Source organism: Pseudomonas fjordensis (assembly GCF_976987115.1).
This window is the reverse complement of sequence record NZ_OZ336860.1, coordinates 2,523,599-2,548,855: the sequence shown is the minus strand read 5'-3', so window position 1 is coordinate 2,548,855 and position 25,257 is coordinate 2,523,599. Positions and strand designations below refer to the sequence as shown.

Genomic DNA, 25,257 nt, shown 5'->3' with positions numbered 1-25,257 from the left:
GCAGGGGAGCCGTGCTCCCCTGCTTTCATTGATGAGGGACACCATGCCTTTACACATTATCAACTTCACCGCACCGGTCACCGCTTCTACGTGCAGCCAACTGATTGAAAAAGCTTCGTTGGCCGTACAACAAGATGCCCAGGGCCTGGTACTGAATATCGCCACCATGGGTGGTGAATGCAGCTACGGCTTTACGATGTACAACTTTTTATTGTCCCTGCCGATCCCGGTGCATACCCATAACCTCGGCACCGTGGAATCCATGGGCAATATTATCTTCCTGGCCGGTGAGCGCAGGACCGCCTGCAAGCACAGTAAATTTCTGTTCCACCCCTTTCATTGGCATGTGCAAGGCGCGGTTGACCACTCGCGCATGTCTGAATACGCGATGAGTCTGGATTACGACTTGCAGTTGTATGCACGCATCGTGGCCGAGCGCACCGCCGATGCTGTCGAAAAACTGGAGACCGAAAAGTACCTGATCGCCGCGCCACGCATTCTCGACCCGCAACAAGCGCTCACCGCCGGCTTGATCCATGGGATCGAACTTCCGGTAATCAAGGCGGAATTCGTGAGCAGCTTCATTCATTCCTAGGGCGTATCAGGCAAAAACTGCACAAAAAGTACGCAGCAGAATGGCAAAAACCTCAACCCCCGAACCGAGCGGGCGCACGCGCCCGCAACTACCCAGCTATCACCACAAAATACTGGCAATAAAACATCAACTAAGCGCTTGTTTGAATTCTTCCTTTTTAGCAGTTGAAAACGTCCACTTCTTAATTGAGAGTGGCCGCTTCATTCAGGGAGGAATCGATGTGACGCATCTACAAGCGAACCGACGTTGCCTGCACTGCAAACAACCTTTCGAGTCAACGCTGGATGACCCGGACTACCTGATGTCGCCAGCGTCAGACATGCTGTGCCCGGCGTGCAAGCAACAGTATGCAGCCGACATCATGAAAGAGGCGCTGCAACGCAGCGTGCAAAAATTGTGCATGTTGCAGGAGCGACGCAAAAAACAGTAGGCACTTGCCTCGCTCCTAACGCTACCCGAATGCACATCATCTATCAAAAACACATTCATTCGGGTGGCGGTGGCACATAAGGTTTCGCAATAAAGGGAATACTCCCAGACGGACGCCACCTTACATTCTCAAGACCGTAGCGTTCGGCCAGCGGCTTACTGATGCGCTTGATCTTTTCATTACGCGATCTAGGAATAATGCCTATACCTGCATCGCAACAGGCCCAATGCCAGGCCTCTGCATTATTCATTACCTCCGCTCTTATAATGAAAGACTTAGGCTCGTGGTGGTATTCGTATTCGATGACATATAAAGAATTTTTCATAACCTCTCCTTCTGATTTTTTGTTATTTGCTCAGAACGAAGGTTCAGAATTTTTAATGTTTGAGTGACGACAAACATGCACTTGCCGTTGCACTACCGCTCGTCGGCCTCGCATTAAAAAAATAAAACGGTTCATGCTTCTTTTGTTTCTTAATAGTGAGTCTGCTCACTCCAGGCTCTTGGTAAAAACTCCTGTCTTGCCCGCACTCCGTGCGGGCTTTTTTATTTGCGGCGGCGCTACACCCTGTGGCGAGGGAGCTTGCTCCCGCGACGTAGCGACCGACGGTAACCACGATGCGAAGCGAGTCGCTCTTGATCTGCTTTTGATCTTGATCTCAGGCGCCCCGTTAAACCACGCTGGCCGAACGCAGGCTTGAATTCGTGGGTAACCCGGCAGGACGCCGGGTTAGCCGCCCCGCGCCATGGATGGCGCGTGGCGGCGGCCCACGGATTCAAGCCTGCGTTCGGGCACACCGAGCCTAGGCGAGGTGCCGAGTGGTGGGGCAAGAGCCCTTTGGTTACTTTGGGGCTTTTCCAAAGTGACCCGCCGTCAGGGCGGCCCCCTAAGTGGCCGTTACCGCAGCAATGGATATGTACACAAACCAACTGTGTTGACTGTTAGGCCGCCATCGCAGGCAAGCCAGCTCCCACATTTGGATCGCGGGGTGCCAGGTGCAGAGGCGTCGGCTGGCAGGCCGCCATCGCAGGCAAGCCACACACAGTTGCAGCGCGGGGCCTCAGGTAGGTCTCGACTATCGGCCGCGCCCTTCAATCGTCGTCGTGCAAGTGAGCATCAGCACAGGGCAGTCGACCGGACTCACCCCCAGCAATCCGTTCCGCCTGATCAATGCCGCGCTTGAGCGCATCGCGCACCGTCCATTCGGCACCCGGCAATTGCCTGGTACGTTCAACCACGCATTGCCCCGTCGCGGTGTAGACGCACAGCAGCACTTCAATATCGCCATCTTCCCGCTCCCGGGCCCTGACTTCGATATGGCAGCCGTTTTCAACCTCCTGGGTAAAGCACTCTTCGTCGAGTGCCTTGGCGGCCCAGGCTTCATAGGTTTTGCCACGCATAAACATAGCTCTTCTCCAAAACCATTAGTGGGGTTGGCCATCAACTAACGACTGAACTTGTTCACCAGAATTCAGACTTTTTTTCCAAGGCCACCTCCATCATGCACCGATAAAAACCCTTTACCGCTTCGCCTGTTAAACCGTTCGTCAGGCGAGGAAACAAATTGTTAAACCAACCCACGGGGCTCTATTCAAAATGTTCGGGAGCGCGGCGAAATGCGCCCTGCAGAGCGGCAGCAAAGCCAATAGAACCGGACAGTAGAAGCACTTTATCTACTGACGGCATCTTATTGCCGAATGTTTATTACCTGATGGCTCCTGGTGTTAATAAGCGCTTCGCTTAGTTAACGCGCGAGCACAGATTCGGCAAAGCAAAACGCAAGTTTCCAACACAGGAGCACGGCATGAAACGAGCGATGGGTTATTGCCTGGTCACTATCACCAGCCTCTTCTTACTCACCAGTTGCAACCTGGTGGTCTTCAACCCCAAGGGGCAGGTAGCAACCGATGAGCGCGACCTGATTATTCTCGCCACGGGTCTGATGCTGCTGGTGGTCGTTCCGGTGATTGTGATGATGTTCGTCTTCGCCTACCGCTACCGCGCCACCAACAAAAAAGCCCGTTACTCCCCCCGCTGGGCCAGCTCGCACAAAATCGAGGCGGTGGTGTGGGGCGTTCCCCTGCTGATCATCATCGTGCTGGGATGGGTGACCTGGGAGACCACCCACGCACTCGATCCCTATCGCCCGCTGGAATCAGACACCCCGCCCATCAATGTGCAGGTGGTGGCCACCGACTGGAAGTGGCTGTTTATCTACCCTGACCTGGGCATCGCCAGCGTCAACGAGCTGGCCCTGCCGGTGCACACGCCGGTGAGTTTCACCGTCACCTCCGACGCGGCCATGACCTCGTTTTTTATTCCGGCACTCGGCGGGCAGATCTACGCCATGGCCGGCATGCAGACCAAGCTGCACCTGATCGCCAACGAGACCGGTGAATTCAGAGGGATTGCCGCCAACTACAACGGCCCCGGTTTTTCCGACATGCATTTCACCACGCTGTCCCTGAGCGCTGCCGACTTCCAAAGCTGGGTGACAAAGGTCAAGGGCGCGGCCACGCCTCTGGACCACAGCACTTACGCGCAATTGGCCAAGCCCACCCTCAAGCACCCCGTGACCTATTACTCGGCGGTACAGGAGCGCCTGTTCCTGGACATCGTCGATAAATACGAAGGCATGAACAAGGCCAATAAACCCCGGCGCTCGCCATTGAGCGACGCTGCACAACGCACCGATCAACACCCAAGTCTGCTGGCTGAGGAGCGGTAACCATGTTCGGAAAACTGTCGTGGGATGCGATCCCAACCACTGAACCCATTGTGATGTACACCCTGGCCGTCGTCGGCCTGATCGGGGTGGCGCTGGTGGGCTCGATCACCTGGAAACGCAAGTGGGGCTATTTGTGGCGCGAGTGGTTCACCTCGGTAGACCACAAGAAGATCGGTTGCATGTACATCATCGTCGCGCTGGTGATGCTGCTGCGCGGGTTCTCCGATGCGATCATGATGCGCACCCAACAAGCCATGGCCGCCAGCGGCGGGCCGGGCTACCTGCCGCCGGAACATTACGACCAGATCTTCACCGCCCACGGTGTGATCATGATCTTCTTCATGGCCATGCCCTTCGTGGTCGGCTTGATGAACATCGTCGTGCCGTTGCAGATCGGCGCTCGCGATGTGGCCTATCCGTTTCTCAACGCCCTGAGTTTCTGGCTGTTCGTAGTGGGTGCGGCGCTGGTGAACATTTCGCTGGGGGTGGGTGAGTTCGCGCGCACCGGTTGGGTGGCTTATCCGCCGTTATCCGAGCTGGGGTACAGCCCCGGCGTCGGCGTGGATTACTACATCTGGTCATTGCAGATATCCGGCATCGGCACGCTGCTCACGGGGGTGAATTTCTTCGTCACCATCCTGAAGATGCGCACCGAAGGCATGACGCTGTTCAAGATGCCGGTGTTCACCTGGAATGCGCTGTGCACCTCGGTGCTGATTCTGGCGGCATTCCCGATCCTCACCGCCACCCTGCTGATGCTGACCCTGGACCGTTACCTGGGCATGCATTTCTTTACCAACGAGGCCGGCGGCAACCCGATGATGTATGTGAACCTCATCTGGGCCTGGGGGCATCCTGAGGTATACATCTTGATCCTGCCGGCGTTCGGGGTGTTTTCCGAGATCGCAGCCACCTTCAGCAGCAAGCGGTTGTTCGGCTACGTGTCACTGGTGTGGGCGACCATTGCGATCACCGTGTTGTCGTTCATCGTGTGGCTGCATCACTTTTTCACCATGGGCGCGGGGGGCAACGTCAACGCGTTTTTCGGCATCATGACGATGATCATCGCGGTGCCCACCGGGGTGAAAATCTTCACCTGGTTGTTCACCATGTACCGCGGCCGCGTGCGTTTCGAAACGCCCATGCTATGGACCCTGGGCTTTATCGTGACCTTCAGCATCGGCGGCATGACCGGGGTGCTGCTGGCGGTGCCGGGCGCCGACTTCCTGCTGCACAACAGCCTGTTCCTGATCGCGCACTTTCACAACGTGATCATCGGCGGTGCGGTGTTTGGCTACATGGCCGGCCTGACGTATTGGTTCCCCAAGGCGTTCGGTTTCCGCTTGAACGACAAGCTGGGGCGCATCGCCTTCTGGTGCTGGCTGGTGGGCTTTTACTTCGCGTTCATGCCCTCCTACGTGCTGGGCTTCATGGGCATGACGCGCCGCCTCAATCATTTCGACAACCCGGAGTGGCGGCCCTGGCTGCTGCTGGAGTTGGTGGGGGTGGCAATCATCCTCTGCGGTGTGGCGACGCAGGCCCTGCAACTGTTGGTGAGCATCCGCAACCGTCATCAATACCGCGACCGCACCGGCGACCCATGGGACGGGCGCACCCTGGAATGGGCCACCGCGTCTCCGCCGCCGCTGTACAACTTCGCCGAGCAGCCCAAGGTCAATGACCTGGACGCGTACTGGGGCATGAAGGAGCGCGGCGTCAGCACCCTCAGCCACACCGACTATCGCAGCATCCACATGCCGCGCAATACCGCGTCGGGCCTGGTCATCAGCCTGTTCGCGCTGGTCTGCAGCTTTGCGCTCGTTTGGCACATCTGGTGGATGGCGGCGTTCGGCCTGGTGGCCTCGGTGGTGGCGTTCGTGGTGCGCAGCTACGACGAAGACACCGATTACTTCGTGCCCGCGCAGGAAGTCGCGCGCATCGAAACGGCACGTCTCAAAGACCTGGCAGAGGCTTGACCCATGTCCAATATCGTTATGGAAAAAGACATCGCTCACACCCACGAACAAGGGCATGAAGACGCCGGTTCCCTGAGCCTGTTCGGGTTCTGGATCTACCTGATGACCGACTGCATCCTGTTCGCGACCTTGTTCGCCGGCTACGCCGTATTGCGCGACAGCGTGGCGGGCGGGCCGTCGAGCATGGATATTTTCGAACTGCCCTATGTGCTGGCCGAAACCATGCTGCTGCTGTTGAGCAGTATCACCTACGGCTACGCCATGCTCGCCATGAACCACGGCAAGCAACGCTATGTGTTGCGCTGGCTGGGGCTCACGTTCGTACTGGGCGCGGGCTTTATCGCCATGGAGATCAACGAATTCCACCACTTGATCGCAGAGGGCTACGGGCCGGACCGCAGTGCCTTCCTGACCGCTTTCTTCACCCTCGTCGGCACCCACGGCGCGCACGTGTTAACCGGGCTGATCTGGATGGCGGTACTGATGGTCCAGGTCAAGCAACGCGGCCTGACCAGCACCAACGCCACCCGGCTCAGCTGCCTGAGCCTGTTCTGGCACTTTTTGGACGTGGTGTGGATCTGCGTCTTTACCGTGGTCTATCTGTTGGGGGTGGTGTGACATGTACAAGCAAAGCTCGCTTCACAGCAGTGCCGGTACGAGCCATGGCAGCAGTCGCTCCTACCTAGTGGGGTTCCTGGTGTCGGTCCTGCTCACCCTGATCCCGTTCGGCCTGGTGATGTTCCCGTCACTGCCGCGCACCTTCACCGCCTGGCTGGTGGTGGCGCTGGGCGCGATACAAATCGTGGTCCACCTCAAGTTCTTCCTGCACCTGGACACGGCCGAAGAACAACGCTGGAACCTGATTGCGCTGATTTTCTCGGCGGTCATCATTCTTCTGTTGGTGGGGCTTTCGTTATGGATCATGGACAGTATTCATCACAACATGCTGGCGCACTGAAACACTGGCGAGGGCTGTTCAATACCGCCATCGAGCTCACCAAGCCGGGCATTATTGTCGGTAACCTGGCCTCGGTGCTGGGCGGTTACCTGCTCGCCGCCAACGGGCATGTGGCCTCGGTGACGCACGGGCTGGCCACCCTGCTCGGCACGGCCCTGGTGATCGGGTGCGGTTGTGTCATCAACAACTGCATTGACCGCGACATCGACCGGCGCATGGTGCGCACCTGTCATCGTCCACTGGCACTGCGCACCATCAGGGTGTCCACTGCCGCAGGCTATGCGGTCGTCCTGGGCGCCTGCGGTTTTGGCTTGCTGTGGGCCGGCAGCAATGCGTTGGCGTGCATGCTGGCCATGGTCGGGCTGGTGATCTATGCCGGGGTCTACACCTACTGGCTCAAGCGGCGCTCCCACTGGGCCACCTTGATCGGCAGCGTCTCCGGGGCGATGCCGCCGGTGATCGGCTATTGCGCGGTCACCGGGCGGTTTGACCTCACGGCGTTGCTGCTGATTATGGTGTTCTGCTGTTGGCAGATGCCGCACTCACACGCCATCACCGTGATGCGCCGCGAGGATTTCCGCGCCGCAGGCCTGCCGCTGCTGAGCCTGGCCCAAGCCCATCGGCAGATACAGGCGTACATGCTGGCCTTCCTCGCCTGCGCCCTGATGCTGGGCGCGGTGGCGCAGATGGCGGCGTTGTATTTTGTGGTGATGCTAGGGCTGGGGGGTTATTGGCTAACCCTCGCGGCCAGCGGTACACGCCTCGCTGACCCGACCGGCTGGGCGCGCAGGATATTCGGGTTTTCGATTGTGCTGGTGCTGGCGCTTAACCTGGCGTTGGCGGTGCTGAGGTAGCTCGGCAGGCTGCGCCCTCCCTGTAGGAGCGAGCTTGCTCGCGAAAAACGTCAACGATTACGCGGGTTGCCTGAATAAACGCGGAGTCTGTGAGTTTTTCGCGAGCAAGCTCGCTCCTACAGAGAGAGGGTCATATAGTCGCTGGATGTCTGGCATCCAGTACCGCACGGATTTTCCGGGGCAGGTCAGCAGGCTGATACGGCTTGGGAATCAACTCGAACTCATGCACCTGTATATCCGCGCGGGCCAGCGAATCTTTCGCATAGCCAGTGGTCAGCAAGATCCTGATGTGCGGATACAAGCGCGACACTTCACGCGCCAGTGCCGCGCCATTCATCGCACCGGGCATGATCAAGTCACTGAACACCAGGTCATACGTCGCCTGCTTGAGCATGCCCAAGGCCTCGGCGGCATTGTGGGCGATGGCCGTGTGGTAACCGTAGTCAGAGAGAATCACCTGCGCCAACTCAGCCACCTCGGGCCGGTCCTCCACGATCAGGATGCGCTCGCTACCTTGCGGTGAGGTGGCCGTGGGTGTCTGCTCAACCCACAGCTGGCTGTCATCGGCCGGAAAGTACAAGCGTATCGTCGTACCGATACCCGGGTCGGAATGAATCCGCGCCGTGCCGCCCGATTGCTTGACGAAGCCGTACACCATCGACAACCCCAGGCCCGAGCCCTGGCCTTCTTCCTTGGTGGTGAAGAACGGTTGCATGACTTTGTCCTGAATACCTGCGTCGATGCCGTTGCCGTTATCCGAGACCGAAATGCTCACGTAACAGCCCTCGGCCAACCCCTCACGCTCGGCATCGATATCGCCGGGCACTTGGACGTTGCAGGTCTTGACGGTGACCGACGGATCAGCACGCCCGTGCAAAGCATCTTGGGCGTTCGACAACAGATGCTGCACCGCCAGCTCCGCCTGGACCGGGTCGATGCGGCAATTCCACAGCTCGTCGGCAAGCTCCACCTGCAACGCGACGCCCCGCAGCGCAGGGGCCATGAAGTCCGGGCGGCCGAGCAAGCTGTTCAAGTTGATCACCCGGCTGTCGAGCCGTTGCTTGCGCGAAAACGCCAGCAACTGCTGAGTCAGGGTTTGCGCTTTTTCCGCCGCCGCCCTGGCACGGCTGGCGCTGCTGACGATGCGCTGCGGATCGCTGCCGGGGCGCTTGGCGCTCTGCTGGATCAAGTCGAGATAGCCCATCATCACTTGCAGCAGGTTATTGAAGTCATGGGCGATGCCACCGGTCAGTTGCCCCAGCGCTTCCAAATCTTGTGCGCGACGCACGCGCTGCTCAGCGTCGTGGCGCCGGCTCACGTCCAGCTGCGAGGCGAAAAAATACACCAGTTGCCCACGTTCGTTGAACAACGGCGAAATGAACAGCTCGTTCCAGAAGGTCGAGCCGTCCTTGCGGTAATTGAGCACCTCGACACAGGCCTCATGGTGCCGCTCAACTGCGCGTTGCACCTGGTGCAGCGCGTTTTTGTCGGTTTGGGGCCCCTGCAGGAACCGGCAATTGCGTCCGATCACTTCGTCCAGTTCAAAGCCTGTCAGGGTCAGGAACGCCTGGTTGGCAAAGATGATCGGGTTATCCGGCTCGGCGGGGTCGGTCACGATCATTGCGCTGTGGCTGGCTTGCATGGCCGCAAAGAACAGGTCTTTGCGGCTGGCAGACAGCATCGCCAATTCCATACCCTCGACCACAGGCTTCTTCTTTGTCGCCAAGGTTCACCTCCAGATACGTGGTATGTGTTCCATGGACCGTGAAAATGCTGCGCAGTGCCATCAAAGGGCGCGGCGCCCGTGATTGGGCGCCGCGCGACCGTACAGCCTGGGTCATGGCTCAGGTTTTGGCTGCAGCCCCCTGCCCAGGTCAGCGCCGGTGGTGGGTTCGCTGGTGGGGTCCGAGAGCGTGCGGATCTTCATCGCGCTCAGCGCCGCTTCCTCGTCGGCGTCCAACTGCACGCTGGCGGTGCCGTCACCGCCATCGACTGCCGGTTGTGGGTTTTCCACGAACTCCCAACCATCACCCTGGTTCCAGGGCCCGCGCAGGTTTTCCGCACCTTGGGACATGTTGAAGTACACCTGGGTGAACTCCGGCTTGCCCGGCAACTTGCCTTGGGGGAAATTCGGTTGAATGGCATGCAGCGCTTTTTCGAAGGATATCTGGTGAGCGATTTCCCGCGTCATCAAAAACCCCAGCGCATCTTTTACTCCCGGGTCATCGGTGACGTTCATCAGCCGCTCATAGACGATTTTGGCCCGGGCTTCGGCGGCGATGTTCGAACGCATGTCTGCGGTGGGTTCACCGATGGTGTCAATGTAGGCGGCAGTCCACGGCACACCGGCAGAGTTGGTCAGCGGCGAGCCCGCCCCGTACAGCAGGCTGGTGATGTGCGAGTCATTGCCGGCGCCATTGAGGGCACGATACAACTCGCCCTCCTCTTCCACGCCTTCGGCCATCCGCCCCTTGGCGCCCTTGTTGAGCATGACGATGATGGAGCCGACGATCTCCAGATGGCTGAGTTCTTCGGTGGCGATGTCCATCAGCAAATCTTTGCGCCCCGGGTCGTCTTCCGCCAAGGCTTGGGTGAAGTAACGGGACGCGGCGGCCAACTCACCTTGAGCGCCGCCAAACTGCTCGAGCAAAAGGTTGGCCAGGCCCGGGTTGGGCTCGGCGACACGGACGGTGTATTGAAGTCGCTTGTTATGTAGAAACATGAACAAATCTCCTCAGGCTTACGGAAAAAGGCGCCCTGCTGGAATGCGCGCCTACCTTGCATGGGAAGTGGCCTGCGCATGGAAAATTTCAAAATAAACCGGCGCCTCACGACCAGCGGTAATACGCTGCAGGCCAAGCGAAACGGCGCTTGTAGCGCAGCTCTCTCAATCGGCACCGTGGTTTTCCGACTCGGGCACGACGTCGATGCCGGGCGTACCGCTGGCGGGTTTGATGCTGGCGTCAGCGGGTGTCGCGGCGCTGTCGGGATGGTCCCAATCGGTGGTCGCGTTGGGGTCTTCGTCGCGCCCGGCAGTGCCAATCACGCAACCGTCTTCATTGGGTGCGTCTGGTTGCTCAAGCGGCCGGTACTGTGGGTTGGATGGGTTGGGCTTCATGGCTGAAATGCTCCCGTTCACAGGTTAGGAACTCGTTGGAACGACGCCTTTTTTTGGAGTGCGACGAAAAAGACGAATGGCAGGACCCTAAACTAAGCCGGCAGTTTCGATCTTATTAATACCGAAGCGCTGACCGGCAATAAAAGTTATACGAAGCGGCGTATCAACCAAATTCCTGTATAACTTTTTCAGCAAAATTACCGTTCGTCGCCGGTTAGAAAAATCGGTAAAACATTTCCCAAACAGCCAATATCGGAATAAGTGTCCGTTGCGAAACGGCCAACTAACGAAACGCTAACTTAGCGATTGGAGAACTATCATGACTACAGGTAATAAAAACCCGGGCAACTTTGCCAATGATCGCGAAAAAGCCTCCGAAGCCGGTAAAAAAGGCGGCCAGGCGTCGGGCGGCAACTTCGCCAACGACCGTGAAAAAGCCTCGGAAGCCGGCCGTAAAGGTGGGCAGCACAGCCATGGCGGCGGTCGGAAGTCGGGTTCTTGAGTAACGGTGGGAGGGGCAGCCTGGCTGCCCCTTCAAACCAAACGCACAGAACATAAGTGACATATTCATCACTGATAAATAATCGTAAACGTCGCCGACGCATTGGCCGGGCCTGGCGTGACTCGGTTGGCGGTTTGCAGATAACGGGCACGCAAGCGGATGTTGTAGCTGGACTCGAAGGACAGTGGGTTAATACCGCTGGCCCGATTCATCCCCAGGGGTACCGGGGTACTGTCTAGTGTCGCTACTTGGATGCCGACTCCGCTTGCGGCAGGCGAATTACCTGTGCCTGTGGGATCAATGCTCAGCACGCCCGTACTGGCATTGATCGCCGGGCGCGAGGAGTCGATGCGAAATTGCAGGGTGTTACCCGCTAGGGTTCCGCCGGAGCCAACGCCGGTGGGTGAATTACCACTTTGCGAAAGCCAGCCAGGTCCGGTGGTGGAATAGGTGCCATGGAACGCCGGGCAATCATTCAAGTTGATGGAAAAATCTGTCCACCCTGTGGCGCTGTTAAGCCCGGTGAACTTATTGGTCAAGTGCGTCCCCATCGGCACTGAAACATCCGGCGTACTGCATGTGCGCGAGACAATCTGGATACTGCCGGAGATGCCCATCCTGAAACCCTGCATCCTGGCATCGCCGAAGTTGCCAAACAGGCTCACGACCGGCAATGAGCTGCCCGCCAATACACCTGGCGTTACTTCCCCTAGTTTGATCAGTATCAATTCGAAGTTCGAAGGTCCATCAAACGGAATCAGGCAGCGAGAGCCCGATGTGCAGGCAGTCCAGGATTTGTTGGTTTGCCTGGGCAGCACGCCGCCGAGACTATTGATAACCACCCCCAGCCCTGGAATTCGGGTTCTGTAGACCTTGTTGGCATAGGGGCCGCTGGACCAATTGGCTAAGCCAGAAGTCGCCTCGACCGTCAACTCGGTCCACTGTTGAAACGGAGCAAACCGGCAGTCCAGCTCGGGTGCCTGGCCCAAGGCCATGCTGAAGCGCTGTCGATAGACTTCGGCGCCCACCGGCACATCACGTCCGACGGTAATCGCCGAGACCTGCAATGGCATGTTGCCCACTGCGGCCTGGATACCGTTGTTATATGTACAGGTCACTGCCATGGCCGTATCGGCCATCGCCCAAAGTGCCGCCAGCGCTAGGCTGGGTTTGATCAAAGCGCCCATGTTCATAACGGTACCTTTTGCATGTTGTTGGGCGGCGTGCTGCCCGCGACCTGTTTGCCGGCGGCGCAAATAGCGTCCACCTGCTGCAATTGCTGGCCCTCGCCGGGGCCGGGAGGAATCATCAGGGCACACTGTTGATGGGTCTTGCTGCCCCAGTTGATCAACAACTGGCGAGTTTCTGGCTTGATCCGGGCATAGAGCAGACCGCCCTGCCCGACCATCCCCACCGAGGCGCCTTCGCCGTCGGTCACGCCTGCGCCAAATGGCAAGCTGCTGCCATCGTCCAGGCGCACATTGAGCAGCACCGCACGGCCCTGATTAGTGGTGTATTTAAGATGCACCACGGCACCGGCGCGTGGGGCGACTTGTTGGCTGGTCTCGTTGAGTTCGACATCCAGCGAACTGCCAATCGGGTCGATGGCCACCTCGTTCAGCTCATAAGGCCGTAGGTACGGCACCACGGCATTGCCGCGACTGTCGAGCGTGAGGCCGGGGTATCCCGAAACCTTGGCGCCCGCGGCACCCGGCGCACTGACCACCGCCATGGTTTCGCCGCGGTACGGCGTCATGGTCACACCCTCGGCGTGGGCCACCACGGTGCCGCTGGCGCCCATCGAGGCGCTGGTATAGCCATCGCCACGCCCCAGTGCCGCACTGAGCATGGCTCGCCCACCCGTGTACTGACCGTTAAGCGCGGCGCTCTTGCTGTGGTTGGCGCCGTCATGGCCGAAATTGGCGCTATAGCCATATTGACGGTCTTGGCCGGCGGTGCCGCTGATACCGGCCTGCTCACTGTAATTGCCTTGGGTATCGCGGCCCACCTGCGCGGTTATTTGCGGAGTGTTACCCGACGCGCCGAAATCCAGGGGCATGCTCATGGTCAGCAAAAAGCTGTTCTCCATGTCGCCCAGCCCCATGCGGCTGCGGTTGGCATTCACACTGAAGCTGACGCGGTTGAACTGCTTGCTGTAGCTGAACTGGTACTGCACATCACTGCCCGGCTGATTCCAGTAGTTTTGCGCGTAACCGCTGATAGAGACTTGCCCCCAAGCCCCAAGGTTCTGGTCGGCGGTCACCGAAAAACGACTGCGCGGGCGACCGAACATGCTCGAATCCCAGCCATTTTTCTCGGCATCCAGCAGTTGGATGGCGTTGCTGAAATCCAGGTAGTCCTGAGTGGAAAACCGATAGGCCGCCAGCGAGAAGTTACTGCCGGTACTGAGCACATTCTTGCTGTACGACACCCGCATGCTCTGGCCCTTGGCAGCGCCGCCGGCCAGGTCGGTCTGGGCGTGCGTGATGTCCACGGCCATCGCACCGATGGGTGTGCCGAACGCCAGGCCGGTGAGCACCGCCGTGTAGTCATCGCTCGATTGCAGACCGGCAAAACCGGTGAAGGTATTGTTCAAGCCGTACTGCACAGTCCCTTGCAGCAGGCGCGCCTGATCGTCGACGAAGTTGTTGCGGGTTTCACCCGCGGTGAGGCTGAACCGCGAGGTGCCGGGGCGTAGCAACTGGCTGACCGAGGCGTAGGGCACGATAAAGTTCTGCTCAGTGCCGTCGGCTTCGGCCACGCTCACGCTGAGGTCGCCACCATAGCCGGTGGAGTACAGGTCATCGATCACAAACGCGCCGGGCGCCACGGTGGTTTCCAGCAAGATATTGCCGGCCTGGCGAATGGTTACCCGCGCATTGGTGCGGGCAATACCCCGGATGACCGGCGCATACCCGCGCATCGAATCAGGCAGCATGCGGTCGTCAGTGGACAATTGCACGCCACGGTAGGACAAGGTGTCGAAGATCTCGCCGGTGGTGTTGGACTCACCCACCGTCAGTTGGCTTTTCAACGCGGTGATATCACGCTGAGCGTATGTGTCCAGAGCCTGATACCGGCTGCCCAAACGTGACTGCCAGCTCATGGACGCGTTGTGGCGCAGGCGCCAGTCCCCCAGGTTCAGGCCCGCGTTGAGGCCCATGAACGCCGAATCGGAGTTGCCACTGCGGGTGCGGTTACGATTGGCGTTGAAGTTGTAGCTGAGCATGGCGGCCGTCACGCCACGGTCCCACAACTGCGGGCTGACGTAACCCCGCGCATTACGCTTGAGCGCCACCTGGGGAATGCTCAGGTCCAGCGCCTGGTTCTCTGGGGAGAAGTTCGCGGTAGCGCCAGGGATTACCTGCCACACTGCCGGGCACGCCTGACTGTCGAGCATCGTGCTGGCCTCGGGCGTAAGGCTGGCCATTTGCACACCCTGGCGCTCAAGCAAGCCACGGTTCATACACACCACCGGCTTGCTGCCGTCGGCCTGGGCGTCAATGCGAATATCCTGCCGGTTGTTCAGTTGCCCGTTGAGGATGATGTCGGCTCGGTATTGACCGGGCATCACCGGGTTGCCGGCCTGGTAGGCACTCAGGTCAAGATTGCGCGAATCTTCGGGCAGGAAGGCGTCATTGAACTGCACTTCTTGCGCCAACGCGCCTTGCATGCCCCACACGCCTGGAGCAATGGCCAATGCCTTGAGGATCAGGGCAGTGAGCGGATTCAAGGCGAAGCGAGGCCGCGCCCGCAGAAAAAGCCTGGAGCAAGAAAAGGTCGACATAGATGACTCGCGGGTAAAAACGTCAGGAATGGATCAGGGCTGCAGCGTGTTGCGGGTCGGGACCAACGCGCCGTAATCGTTGATGGCGCTGAACTCCACTTGTGCCTGGCTCGACGGCATGGCCTTGAGCGTGGGCAGCGCGAACTGCCGGGTTTCTCCAGGGCCGACCATGCCGTCCTCACTGCGATAGCGTTGGTTACCCGCCACCAGGTCCAACTCGATCAGCGAGACGTGGAACGCCGACGGGTTGTACGCCTTCAGCGCCAGGCCTAGACCATCGCGCGCCGTAACCAATTGCCACTGCACCTGCTCAACCGCCTCGTTGGGATTTCCAGGCAAGCCGACCGGGCGATAGAACAGCTTGATGCGCGAACGGAAAGCCATTTGCAGCGTATTAAGGTCTGCACCCGCCTCGGGTTTGGGCGGGATTTCGAGAACGTTGAGCCAGAACACCGACTCTTTGTCCTGTGCCAAGGGCGCGCCGGTAAAGAGCACTCGCAGGCTTTGGCCCTTGGTCGGGTCAATGCGCGCCACCGGGGGCGACAGCAGGAACGGCGCCTTGGAGCTGGTGGGTGTCGATTCGACGCTGCCGGTGTCGATCCATGATTGGACCAGTGCGGGCAACGTGCCGTTATTGTTCAGTTTTACGGTGATTTCTTTCTGGTCCGCCGGATAGACCAGGCGCGTACCGGTAATCACCACTGCAGCGAATGCATGGGAACACATCAGTGTGGCCAGGCCGATCAGCAGCAGTGGTTTGAATGCACGTGTGCACGACATAGAGCAATCCCTTTACCGTCTGGATGCACGCCCTTCAATACCGAGCAGGGCGTGTGTCCAAAGCCTGCGACTTACTGATAATTGATGGAGTAAGTCACGGAGCCCACAACGGTGCCCGGCGTGGTAGCCGACTGGGCGTAGTACTGAACGGCGTACGGCAGCACAGCGGTCAGGGCAGTTGGGTCAACAGTTACGCGGCTGGTGGAGGTAACCTGAGACGTGTTGCCGGCCTTGATCGCGTTGCCATTGGTGGCATCCACCAACTGCAGTTGGACCTTGGTGGCTGAACCGCTGATGTTCTTCACATTACCGCTGGCCGGATCAACACCACCGCCCGACTCAAAGAACGCCGCCGCGGTTTTGATCGCAGCAGAGCACTTGCTCAGTTCGATGTTGAAACCGGTCTGGCCAGCTACTTGCCCGGCGGAAGCCAAGGAAGCGGTGGAGATGGTTGGCAAGGTGACGGTGGTCGCGCCGGAAGCTGCTGCACCATTGACGGCCACTTGGCAGGTTTCGGCTTTCAGCTCACCGTTGAAATCAATTTTGCCGTCCGAAGCCATGGCAGCAGAAGAGACGGTGGCAGCGACCAGTACAGCGAGGGCGCGAGCTTTGTAATTCATGAGTAACTCCGAGAGCACGATAGACTTGATTAAGTTGTGAAGTTCCCTGGACGGGAAATACTTCTGCGTTGTTGCGAAGTGAAGTGTAAGCAGCGCACTTAATTTTCAAAATAGGAGTGCTCTGAAAAACAAATAACCCGGGCAAATTACCTTATAAACAGGCGATTAAAAGCAACAAACAAAGCCCCCCACCATAGTGGGCTGGCTTTAATAAGCCAACAGACAAAGCGTCTATAGGAGTGGTCCTAAAAGCGCGCCTGAACGGTATATTTAAATCCAGCTTATATAATGGGTCATCGTTATTCTGATCATCAGATGTTGATTGACCCACCGTTATCGCAGCCTAAGCATCTACACAACTTCGAGGTTAGGCTGGACCCGTGGCGGCCTGACAGCCGACGCTTATTTACCTGGCGCCCCGCGATCCAACTGTGGGAGCGGGCTTGCTCGCGAAGGCGACCTGACAGTCAACACAGTTGGATTGGGTACATATCCGTTCCTGCGGTAACGGCCACCTAGGGTTCCGCCCTGACGGCGGCTCCCTTTTGAACAGCGCAAAAGTAAGCAAAACGCTCTTGCCCCACCACTCGGCACCTCGCTTAGGCTCGGTGTGCCCGTAATCCGCCAGTGATTTGGGGGCCGCCTGAGCGGCTCGCTTCGCATCGTGGTTACCATTGAGCGCTACAGAGTTGTATAGATACCCATGGCTATCGCAGGCAAGCTCTAATGCCGTTCAGTTAAGGCATTTTGTAGGAGCAAGCTTGCTCGCGAAAAACTCACAGGCGCCGCGTTCATTCAGGAAGCACACATTATCGTTGACGTTTTTCGCGAGCAAGCTCGCTCCTACAGAGGGCGATATACGCTTAACTGAACGGCATTAAGGCAAGCCCCACCTGTGAGAACGAGCGGGTACAGCAACGAGGCTATGCTGGCGCAGGCCTTTGACCAAGCAGCACGCTGAGACGCTCGGCTATCTGCTGCGCTGGCCAGTCACGCTCATCGCGCAATAACCGTTCCAGGCTGTCGACAGTGCCCACCAAGTCGTCCCGCTCCAGCCCCAGCGCCGCCTCGTGCAGACGCTGAACTGCCTGCAACGCTTGGCTTCGCTCGCGCAAGGCCAGTGCCTCGATCAAGTCGTTAAAGGCCGTGCGCAGGATATGCGACTCCTCCTCTGGCTCTTCCTTGGGCATAGCCGGCAGCGGACCTTGCGGCATGTCACACCAAAGCTCGATCATCTGCTGCAACTTGGCTGGTGTAACCGGCTTGACCAGCACCCCGTCGAGCCCCGCATCAAAACAACGCTCTAGGTGCTCGTTATCGCTGAAGCCCGCGACAGCTACAAGCGGACAATGGGCACGCTGCAACACCTGCTCCAACTCACGAAAGGCGCCCGCCAGCGGCTCGATTTCACTGTTTGGCAAGTCGCAATCGATCAATACCATATCGACCCGTCGCACATTGAATAGCGTCAACCCTTGGGCGCCATCAACCGCCAGCAACACCCTACAACCCAGCGCTTGCAGGTGTGCAGGCAGTGTCTGTTGGCCGGTCACAGGCGCCTGCACCACCAACACGTGTGCACCGTTACCCTCCACTTGGGCCGGCGCCGCTTCAGCCTGGGGTATATCCAGGGTCTTGGCCCACTCGACGGACAGTTTGACTTCAACCTCAGTACCCACGCCTTGGGTGCTGTTGAGGGTCAGCTCACCCGACATCAGCCTCACGAGGCGACGGCAAATCACCAGGCCAAGCCCGCTACCACCGGTACGTTTGTAAGAATGCTTGGCCCGTGCGTAGGGTCGAAACAGGCTGGCCTGCGCCTGCTGTGACAAGCCAATGCCGCTGTCGATGATGCGGATCAGCACGTGCGGCCCACGAACCTCTGGCCATTCAACCACCTTGAGCTGCACCTCTACCCCGCCTACCTCGGTGAACTTGACCGCGTTGGAGATCAGGTTGCGCAGCACCTGACTCAAGCGCATGCCCTCCAGCATCAAGGGGCCGCTGGGGCGCTCACCGCTCAATGTCAGCAGCAGGCCTTTTTCTTCGGCGCCGGCACGGTGCTCCTCCACCACCTGCTGGACCAAGGCCCAGAGGTCCACAGGCTCCAGGGTAAGGGTCAGTTGCCCGGCCTCCATCCTGGAAATGTCCAGCACGTCATCCACCAGCCGCAGCAAGGTATTGGCGCCACTGTTGGCCAATTGAGTGAAGTGGCGCTGCTGTTCGTCCAGCGGTGTGTGCTCCAACAACTCGATAGCCGCCAGCACCGCGTTCATCGGCGAACGCACTTCATGGCTGACCACCGCCAAAAACATCGCCTTTTCCCGCTCGCTCTGCACGGCCTGGCGGCGCTGACGACGGCTTTGCCAGGCGAACGCGATCAACAGCAGCACCACCAACAGCAACAGCCACAACTCACCCTGGAAATGCTCGGCGATGTCCTTGATCGTCGGAATATCCAGGTTCATGTCATCGAACCAGGCGTCATAGATCGCTTTGCGCTCATCGCTGCTGATGGACCCCAGTACCTTTTCCAGGATCGACAACAGGATGTCGTCGCTGTCACGCACCGCCATGCTCACGCCGGTATGCAATTGCGGCACCACCCCGGATACCTGCAACACCCCCTGATACTGCCGGGAAAGATAGGGGATCAGTAACCATTCAGAGGCGATGGCGGCATCCGCCCGACCGTCCTTGACCATCGCCATGATGTCGACAGCGTTCTGGCCGGAGATCACCGTTATGCCGGGGACTTTCTGCTGCAAAAACGCCTGATACCCCTCGCGCCCCAACATCACCAGGCGTTTGCCGGCAAGTTGTTCCAGGTCCACGAATGGCTGTTGGCCAAAGCGGCTGACGAGGATGGTGGAACTGGTGTTGTAGGGCGTCGTATAGCGCATGCCCAGGTCCTTGACCGGATCGTCGTCGCGGCGCCGGGTTGGCAAGATATCCACCTCGCCGCTGATCAGCATGTCCTTGCGGGCGCTACGATTGCCGGTGACCACCGACTGAAAATGCAGGCCGGTACGCGCCGCAATCAAACCCAGGTACTTGGCCGATAGCCCACGCAACTGGCCGTCGCTGATGTACTCGAAGGGCAGCAGGTTGTCGAACACACCGACACGCAGCACGGGGTTGGCGGCGATCCAGTCACGCTCTTGCTGGGTCAAGGTCATCGACGGCGGGTCGGCCTGCGCATCGGCCAGGCCCGCGCTTGCCAGCAGCAACCACCCCAGCAGCAGGCGCAACCGTACAACCTTCATTGTTGCGTCATCGGCGGCGGCGCGACCATGGCCAGCATGTCCAGCGGGGTCTCCTCGCTCGCGGCACGCCAGTGCTGAACCAACGCCTGAAGCGTATGCACGTAAACCGGGTTGCCCCAGCCCTCCTCTGCCTGCAACAGGTTCTCCATGTGCGCGGCCGCCTGGGCCAGGGCCGGCCACTCGATGATCAATGCTGCGCCGTGCAACCGATGGGCAACATGGATGGCCGAAGGGCGATCACAGAGCGCCATCGCCCTGAGCAGGCTGCCCAGATCGGCCGCCATCTCACGGTTGATAGCGGCCTGATCAAGTGTCGGGGCCATCAAGCTGGCACGCGGTGCCGCCAACGTGACGCCGCACCACTGCTCGATCACGTCACTCAACTGCCCCAGACGTATGGGCTTGCTCAACGCCCCATCCATGCCCGCCGCCAGGCAGCGTTGAAGGTGCTGCTCGCCGGTCAAGGCGGAAATGGCAATGATCGGGCAGCGCGCTCGCCCCCATTGCTGTTCGAGCGCCCGCAGTTCGCAGACCAGGCTGTAGCCGTCCTGATCCGGCAGGTCGCAGTCCATCAATACCAACGCGTAAGCGCGCTCAGCGAACCGCACGCGGGCCTGGGCCGCATCGGCGGCAATCACTGGCACACAACCAAACCCGCTGATTTGCGCCCGCAGCACTTCCTGGTTGGCCAGGGTGTCTTCCACCACCAGCAGCTGCAAACCATCGGTGACATGCAAAGGCATTGGGGCCGGGGCTCGCGTCGGTTCAGCGGCCTCAGGGGCAAGGGTTGCGGGCAAGTACAGGTTGATACACGTCCCCACTCCCGTCTCGCTGCGCAGGGTCAGCGAGCCTTGCATCAAATCGACCAATTGCCGACATATCATCAGCCCCAGGCCGCTGCCTCCCGCACGCTTGTAGGACTGACTCGCCTGGGCATAAGGCCGGAACAAAGAGGCCTGCACCGCTTCGCCCATACCGATGCCGGTGTCGCGGACTTCAACCTGCAACTGATGCTTACCGTCCAGCAAGTCTTCCAGGCGCAGGGTGATGTCAACAGCGCCGGTATCGGTGAACTTGATGGCGTTGGACAACAGGTTATGAAACACCTGCGTCAGCCGCGAACGGTCAAGCCACAACGACGGCAGGGGTGTCTGCACGCTCACATTCAGACTCAAGTGCTTTTCCCCGGCACGCAGGCGATGCAAGCCCACTACGCCATGCACCAGCGCGATGACATCCGTCGCCTCAAGAGTCAGGCGTAACGCCTTGGCCCCTGAATCCGGCCGGTGCAGCACATCATCGAGCAAGCGCACCAGCATATTGGCGCCGCTGTTGGCCAAGTGCGCGAAGTGGCGCTGCTGGTCATTGAGTCGGGTGTGCCACAGCAGCTCCATGGCCGCCAGCACGGCGTTCATTGGCGAGCGTATTTCGTGGCCCATCACCGCCAGGAACATGGTTTTTTCCTGCTCGTTCCGCTCGGCCTGCCGCTGCTGGCGGTAACCGCGATAGACCAGCACACACAAGCCAATCAACGCCAACATGCCCAGGATCAAAAGGTGCAAGTAATGGCTGGCGATGTCCCACAGGGTCGGCGCATCTACCTCCAGGTCCCGGTACCAATGCTCGTACATCGCATTCTGTTGTGAGGGGCTGATCGAGCCTAGGGCTTTGCCAATGATCGAGGCCAGCATGGCGTTATCGGTGCGCACCGCCATGTTCACATCCAACATGCTACTGCCCACCACGCCAGAAATTTCCAGCACGCCCTGAAACTGTCGATACAAATAGGGCATCAAGAAGGCTTCGGAGGCCACGACTGCATCGGCACCACCGTCCCGGAGGGTGTTCAGCATGGCCAAGGCCTGGGGGCTTTTGATCAGAGTGGCTCGGGGTGCCCTTTTTCTGAGCAACTGCTCGTAATACTCCACATCGGGGATCACGACCGTTTTATCTTGTAGCTGGTCAAGGTCAAAAATATCGGCGTCGTCGACACGGGTCACGATGATCGGCACGGTAGTGTCGTAGACCAGCGCGGTAAGATCCTCGATAGGCGGCTCGTCACGAAAGCGAAAGTGCGAAGACAGCAGGTCTACCTGGCCATCCAACAGCATGCGCTCACGTGCAGCCCGGGTCTTGACCGGCACATAGGTGAATTCAAGCCCCGTGGCATCGCGCACATATTGCAGGTACTGCACCGGCCGCCCTTGCAGCACGCCATTACTCATGTACTCGAAGGGGACCAGGTTTTCCATCACCCCCACTCGAAGGACCGGATGCTGCGCTATCCACAGCCGCTCCTGCTCCGTCAGCTCAACCGGCGCCGCACAGGCAAGCGCGGCATCCAGCATCAGCAACATGAATAAGAGGGCACCCGGTCGCCATCGCCTCATGGTGAGCCGATGATTTTATTGAGCTTGAACAGTTCATTGTTCGAGGTGACCCCCAATTTGCGAAACGCTGAGGTTTTCTGGGTGCTGATGGTCTTGATGCTGCGATTGAATTTTTCTGCGATTTCACTCACGGTCATGCCCGCCAGATAGCAGCGGATCACCTCCTGCTCACGGCTGGTCAGCTCGGCCTGGACCAGGGCATCCGAGGCTTCGCTGGGGTCTTTGCGCGTCTCGCTGGTGACGGTTTCCGCCAGGCGATACGTCATGTCGGTGCTCAGGTACACCGCGCCGGAGACCACCTTGCGAATGGCCTTGACCACTTGCGTCATGTCCTCGCCCTTGCCAACAAAGCCACGGGCACCGACCCGCATGGCCAGGGCCACGGTAGCCGGGTCATGATGGGCGGACAACACCAGGATCTGGCAACTGGGAAACTTGACCCGCAAGGCGCGGATCAGCGATACGCCATCCATCTCGTCGGGGCTCAGGGAGAAATCCAGCAGCAGCAGGTCGGCCGGAGCGCTGACCAGGCCGGCGAGCAAGTCGCGGCTTTTTTCATAAATGCCAACCACGTCAAAGTTGGCCTCGGCCGCCAAGGTGTTGGCGAGCCCATGCCGAACAACAGCGTGGTCGTCCAATAGAGCAATGCGTACAGGTTTCATCGTATTTGAACCCACTTGGCCCCGCTTAGGTGGCGCGGTCAAACAACAGGGACAGCTATTACGGCACTTCAAGGAGTATATGCAACAACCGCCAAAGGGCACGCCCGCCTACCGCTGTTTTTGCGCGCGTCGGCGTGGCCTGCGTTTAGCGCTAAACACTCTCGATGATGTGCTTGATCCGAAACAGCTCGTTGTTGGACATCACGCCCAACTTGCGAAAAGCCGAGGCCTTTTGCGAACTGATGGTCTTGATACTGCGGCTGAATTTTTCAGCAATTTCGGTGATGGTCATGCCGGCCAGGTAACAGCGGATCACCTCTTGCTCCCGCGCAGACAAGCTGACAAAACGCATCGCGTCATCGCGTGATTGCTCCTCACCGTCATAGTTGACCGCCGTGGCTTCGGCCACCCGATAGGCCATGTCGGCACTCAGGTAGACAGCGCCCGAGGCCACCAGCCGCACTGCGCTGATCAATTGGCTCATGTCTTCACCCTTGCCGATAAACCCACGGGCACCGACGCGCAGGGCAAGAATCACCGTGGCCGCGTCATGGTGAGTGGAAAACACCAGGATTCGGCAGCCCGGGTACTTTACCCGCAGAGCACGGATCAGCAGGATGCCATCCAGCTCATGAGGGCCGAGCACAAAATCGAGCAACAACACCTCGGCCGGGTGTGTCAGCAGGCCGGCCATCAACTCACGACTGCGAGCGTAGACCCCCACCACTTCAAAATCAGGTTCCTGTACCAACCGATTGACCAAACCATGCCGCACGATTGCATGATCATCCAGCAAAGCAATTTGTAGGCGTTTCATAAATGACGGAACACTCTGTATAGCGTGCAAAAAAATGGACAACAGCGCTGCCTCACTCTGAATAAGTTAAGGTCCTCTCAGACTCATCCATTTCATCAATTACATCCGTGCAACTGAACATCACACGCCACACGCTCACTCCCTATAACTTAACGCGCACAGGCTCACCATCGCAGTTAAAAAATGCGCCAATTCTTCACAATAACAACGGTATAAAACTTAATAGATCTGCGAAAAACTTAATATAAGAAAACTCCTAAAAACCAAGAGCTGACCTACACACATCAAGTTCCAATACTTACTTGCCCGCCAAACTTTACAGCCTCAGCCGTTCTTTTCCCGCTCAATCACAAAGTTCAAGAAGGCGTCTATTTCCATCGGGCGCGCCAGCGCATAGCCCTGCCCTACCCGGCAACCCAGGCGGTGCAGCAGGGGGATCGTGGACTCGTCCTCGATCCCCTCCGCCACCAGGCTCAGGTTGAGCAGGCCCGCCCAGTTGACGATGCCGGCGATCACCTTGCGTGACGAGGCGTGTTGCTCGACACCGCGCACAAACGAGCCGTCGATTTTCATTTCATCAAACGACAGGTTCGCCAACAGCTTGAAAGTGGCTGCGCCGCTGCCGAAGTCATCCAGCGAAACCTGAAAACCCTTGGCGCGAATAGTCGTCAATGACGCCGAAAGATGCAGCTCATCCGGCTCCTGCACATCTTCGGTCAGTTCGACTTTCAGCAAGCGGCTCGGCAGATCTGCCTGGCGCATACGCAAGGCCAGGCGTTCGGCAAAATTGGGGGTGCACAGGGTCTTGGCCGACGCATTCACCGCGATAGGGATCGTAATGTTTTCGCGCTTTAACGCCAGCATCACGCGCAGAGTCCACATCTCCACCAGGCTGAACAGCAACAGGTCCAGGCCGAGACGGTTGACCAGCGGCATCAACACCGCAGGCGGAATTTCACCAAAGCGCGGATGCTTCCAGCGCACCAACGCCTCAGCGCCGACAATGCGCCGGCTCAGCAACTCGAACTGTGGCTGAAAGACAAAGCGCAATCCCTCGCCGGTGGTCAGGGCGTTGATGACTTCATCCTCAGCCAGCGACTCAAACGTCATGGCCTGCAGCTTGGGGTCCGGTTGAGCGAGGGTCAGCAGCACCGTGCGCAAGGCATCGCCCAGCTCCAGCGGGCCACCGTCACGCAAGATCTGCACGCTGATTCCCGCCGACTGCGCCAGGCGCGAATGGGATTCCAGTGCGCTGACGGCTACGCCGCCCATGTGCTTGACCCACAATTGCTTAGCGGGCGCTTCGCACGCCGGTGTAACTGTTGCTTCGATCAAATTTTCCTGCACATTCAGGGTGGTTTCGCCGGTCCAGAAAATACTCGGAAACTGCATTAACGTACCCGCGTCATGCAGTGCTTTGAGCACACTTGGCAACATCAAGCCATCGCCACACTCGGAGCGGATTTCGCACACAATGATGTCCACGCGGTGCTCGCTTAACCACGCCTGCAGCGCCTCCAGTGAGGCGACCGTGGCCAGCGGCGTGACCCCCATGCCACCCAACGCAGAGGCGAGGCGCAAGACACACGCAGGGTCGGTTGCCAACGTGATCACGCGCAGGGCGCTGAACTCGTTAGGCACGGCGGCATTTAAGATCATGACAAAGAATTTCCCGAGATTGTTTCAGCGAAAAAGCTTATCAGTGCCTAAAAAGAAGCAAATAGGAATGGGACTAAAAGCATAAAACTGAGGCGGTGGCGGGTCCCGCGAAAA

The 25,257-nt window shown here is 59.0% G+C and carries 22 protein-coding genes; 8 read left to right on the top strand and 14 right to left on the bottom strand.

The genetic code is table 11. The annotated features are described in order from the left end of the window. The first annotated feature begins 43 nt into the window (after positions 1–43). Both ACWHXD_RS11690 and ACWHXD_RS11685 read left to right on the top strand, forming a co-directional pair. Entirely contained in the window at positions 44–595 is a 552-nt protein-coding gene (locus tag ACWHXD_RS11690; RefSeq protein ID WP_019821492.1) for an ATP-dependent Clp protease proteolytic subunit, read from the top strand. 40 nt (positions 596–635) lie between these two features. Next, positions 636–1,025 (top strand): hypothetical protein, encoded by a 390-nt coding sequence (locus ACWHXD_RS11685; protein ID WP_169918618.1) that lies wholly within the window; start codon positions 636–638, stop codon positions 1,023–1,025. 55 nt (positions 1,026–1,080) lie between these two features. Here the strand turns inward: ACWHXD_RS11685 and ACWHXD_RS11680 are convergent, their stop codons facing one another. Continuing rightward, positions 1,081–1,350 (bottom strand): DUF6555 family protein, encoded by a 270-nt coding sequence (locus ACWHXD_RS11680; protein ID WP_003190473.1) that lies wholly within the window; start codon positions 1,348–1,350, stop codon positions 1,081–1,083. A gap of 767 nt (positions 1,351–2,117) precedes the next feature. Further along, on the bottom strand, positions 2,118–2,432 hold the full coding sequence (locus ACWHXD_RS11675) for a hypothetical protein (protein ID WP_056784090.1): 315 nt from the start codon (positions 2,430–2,432) through the stop codon (positions 2,118–2,120). A 398-nt stretch (positions 2,433–2,830) separates the two neighbouring features. Here ACWHXD_RS11675 and cyoA point away from each other — a divergent pair, with 398 nt between their 5' ends. From cyoA to cyoE, 5 genes are read left to right on the top strand one after another with little or no spacing between them, the layout of a single operon-like run. Then, complete coding sequence (gene cyoA / locus ACWHXD_RS11670) at positions 2,831–3,754, top strand: ubiquinol oxidase subunit II (RefSeq protein ID WP_003190470.1); 924 nt, start codon at positions 2,831–2,833, stop codon at positions 3,752–3,754. Positions 3,755–3,756: 2 nt separating this feature from the next. After that, positions 3,757–5,730, top strand: a complete 1,974-nt coding sequence (gene cyoB, locus ACWHXD_RS11665) for a cytochrome o ubiquinol oxidase subunit I (protein WP_032892343.1) — start codon at positions 3,757–3,759, stop codon at positions 5,728–5,730. A gap of 3 nt (positions 5,731–5,733) precedes the next feature. Continuing rightward, a complete protein-coding gene (gene cyoC, locus ACWHXD_RS11660) occupies positions 5,734–6,348 on the top strand; it encodes a cytochrome o ubiquinol oxidase subunit III (RefSeq protein ID WP_138763209.1) in 615 nt (204 codons plus the stop codon). Position 6,349: 1 nt separating this feature from the next. Next, the gene (cyoD, locus tag ACWHXD_RS11655; RefSeq protein WP_019821483.1) at positions 6,350–6,688 is read left to right on the top strand and encodes a cytochrome o ubiquinol oxidase subunit IV; all 339 of its coding nucleotides are present in this window, start codon (positions 6,350–6,352) and stop codon (positions 6,686–6,688) included. Next, positions 6,646–7,542 (top strand): heme o synthase, encoded by an 897-nt coding sequence (gene cyoE, locus ACWHXD_RS11650; protein WP_138763210.1) that lies wholly within the window; start codon positions 6,646–6,648, stop codon positions 7,540–7,542. Before cyoD ends, cyoE begins: the two co-directional genes overlap by 43 nt. Before the next feature lie 130 nt (positions 7,543–7,672). Here cyoE and ACWHXD_RS11645 read toward each other — a convergent pair whose 3' ends face one another. The 3 genes from ACWHXD_RS11645 to ACWHXD_RS11635 form a co-directional block, all read right to left on the bottom strand. Next, complete coding sequence (locus ACWHXD_RS11645; protein WP_169918619.1) at positions 7,673–9,268, bottom strand: histidine kinase famiy protein; 1,596 nt, start codon at positions 9,266–9,268, stop codon at positions 7,673–7,675. Between the two features lie 111 nt (positions 9,269–9,379). After that, on the bottom strand, positions 9,380–10,264 hold the full coding sequence (locus ACWHXD_RS11640) for a manganese catalase family protein (RefSeq protein ID WP_032892346.1): 885 nt from the start codon (positions 10,262–10,264) through the stop codon (positions 9,380–9,382). Positions 10,265–10,429: 165 nt separating this feature from the next. Further along, entirely contained in the window at positions 10,430–10,660 is a 231-nt protein-coding gene (locus ACWHXD_RS11635) for a hypothetical protein (RefSeq protein ID WP_032892347.1), read from the bottom strand. A 319-nt stretch (positions 10,661–10,979) separates the two neighbouring features. Here ACWHXD_RS11635 and ACWHXD_RS11630 point away from each other — a divergent pair, with 319 nt between their 5' ends. Continuing rightward, positions 10,980–11,162, top strand: coding sequence for a con-10 family general stress protein (locus ACWHXD_RS11630; RefSeq protein WP_003190457.1), 183 nt, complete (start codon positions 10,980–10,982; stop codon positions 11,160–11,162). 68 nt (positions 11,163–11,230) lie between these two features. Here the strand turns inward: ACWHXD_RS11630 and ACWHXD_RS11625 are convergent, their stop codons facing one another. The 9 genes from ACWHXD_RS11625 to ACWHXD_RS11585 form a co-directional block, all read right to left on the bottom strand. Further along, a complete protein-coding gene (locus tag ACWHXD_RS11625; RefSeq protein ID WP_032892348.1) occupies positions 11,231–12,355 on the bottom strand; it encodes a fimbrial protein in 1,125 nt (374 codons plus the stop codon). Continuing rightward, complete coding sequence (locus tag ACWHXD_RS11620) at positions 12,352–14,895, bottom strand: fimbria/pilus outer membrane usher protein (protein WP_499084014.1); 2,544 nt, start codon at positions 14,893–14,895, stop codon at positions 12,352–12,354. Before ACWHXD_RS11620 ends, ACWHXD_RS11625 begins: the two co-directional genes overlap by 4 nt. A gap of 87 nt (positions 14,896–14,982) precedes the next feature. Next, a complete protein-coding gene (locus tag ACWHXD_RS11615) occupies positions 14,983–15,729 on the bottom strand; it encodes a fimbrial biogenesis chaperone (protein ID WP_138763212.1) in 747 nt (248 codons plus the stop codon). Positions 15,730–15,800: 71 nt separating this feature from the next. Next, entirely contained in the window at positions 15,801–16,349 is a 549-nt protein-coding gene (locus ACWHXD_RS11610) for a fimbrial protein (RefSeq protein WP_003190448.1), read from the bottom strand. 923 nt (positions 16,350–17,272) lie between these two features. Then, on the bottom strand, positions 17,273–19,615 hold the full coding sequence (locus ACWHXD_RS11605) for an ATP-binding protein (protein ID WP_138763213.1): 2,343 nt from the start codon (positions 19,613–19,615) through the stop codon (positions 17,273–17,275). Then, positions 19,612–21,972, bottom strand: coding sequence for an ATP-binding protein (locus ACWHXD_RS11600; RefSeq protein WP_138763214.1), 2,361 nt, complete (start codon positions 21,970–21,972; stop codon positions 19,612–19,614). The genes ACWHXD_RS11605 and ACWHXD_RS11600 overlap by 4 nt, the downstream gene beginning before the upstream one ends. Before the next feature lie 29 nt (positions 21,973–22,001). After that, entirely contained in the window at positions 22,002–22,667 is a 666-nt protein-coding gene (locus tag ACWHXD_RS11595) for a response regulator transcription factor (RefSeq protein WP_003190442.1), read from the bottom strand. Between the two features lie 151 nt (positions 22,668–22,818). Then, positions 22,819–23,484, bottom strand: a complete 666-nt coding sequence (locus tag ACWHXD_RS11590) for a response regulator transcription factor (protein ID WP_003190440.1) — start codon at positions 23,482–23,484, stop codon at positions 22,819–22,821. Positions 23,485–23,808: 324 nt separating this feature from the next. Continuing rightward, positions 23,809–25,143, bottom strand: a complete 1,335-nt coding sequence (locus tag ACWHXD_RS11585) for an EAL domain-containing protein (RefSeq protein ID WP_078467743.1) — start codon at positions 25,141–25,143, stop codon at positions 23,809–23,811. Positions 25,144–25,257: the final 114 nt, after the last annotated feature.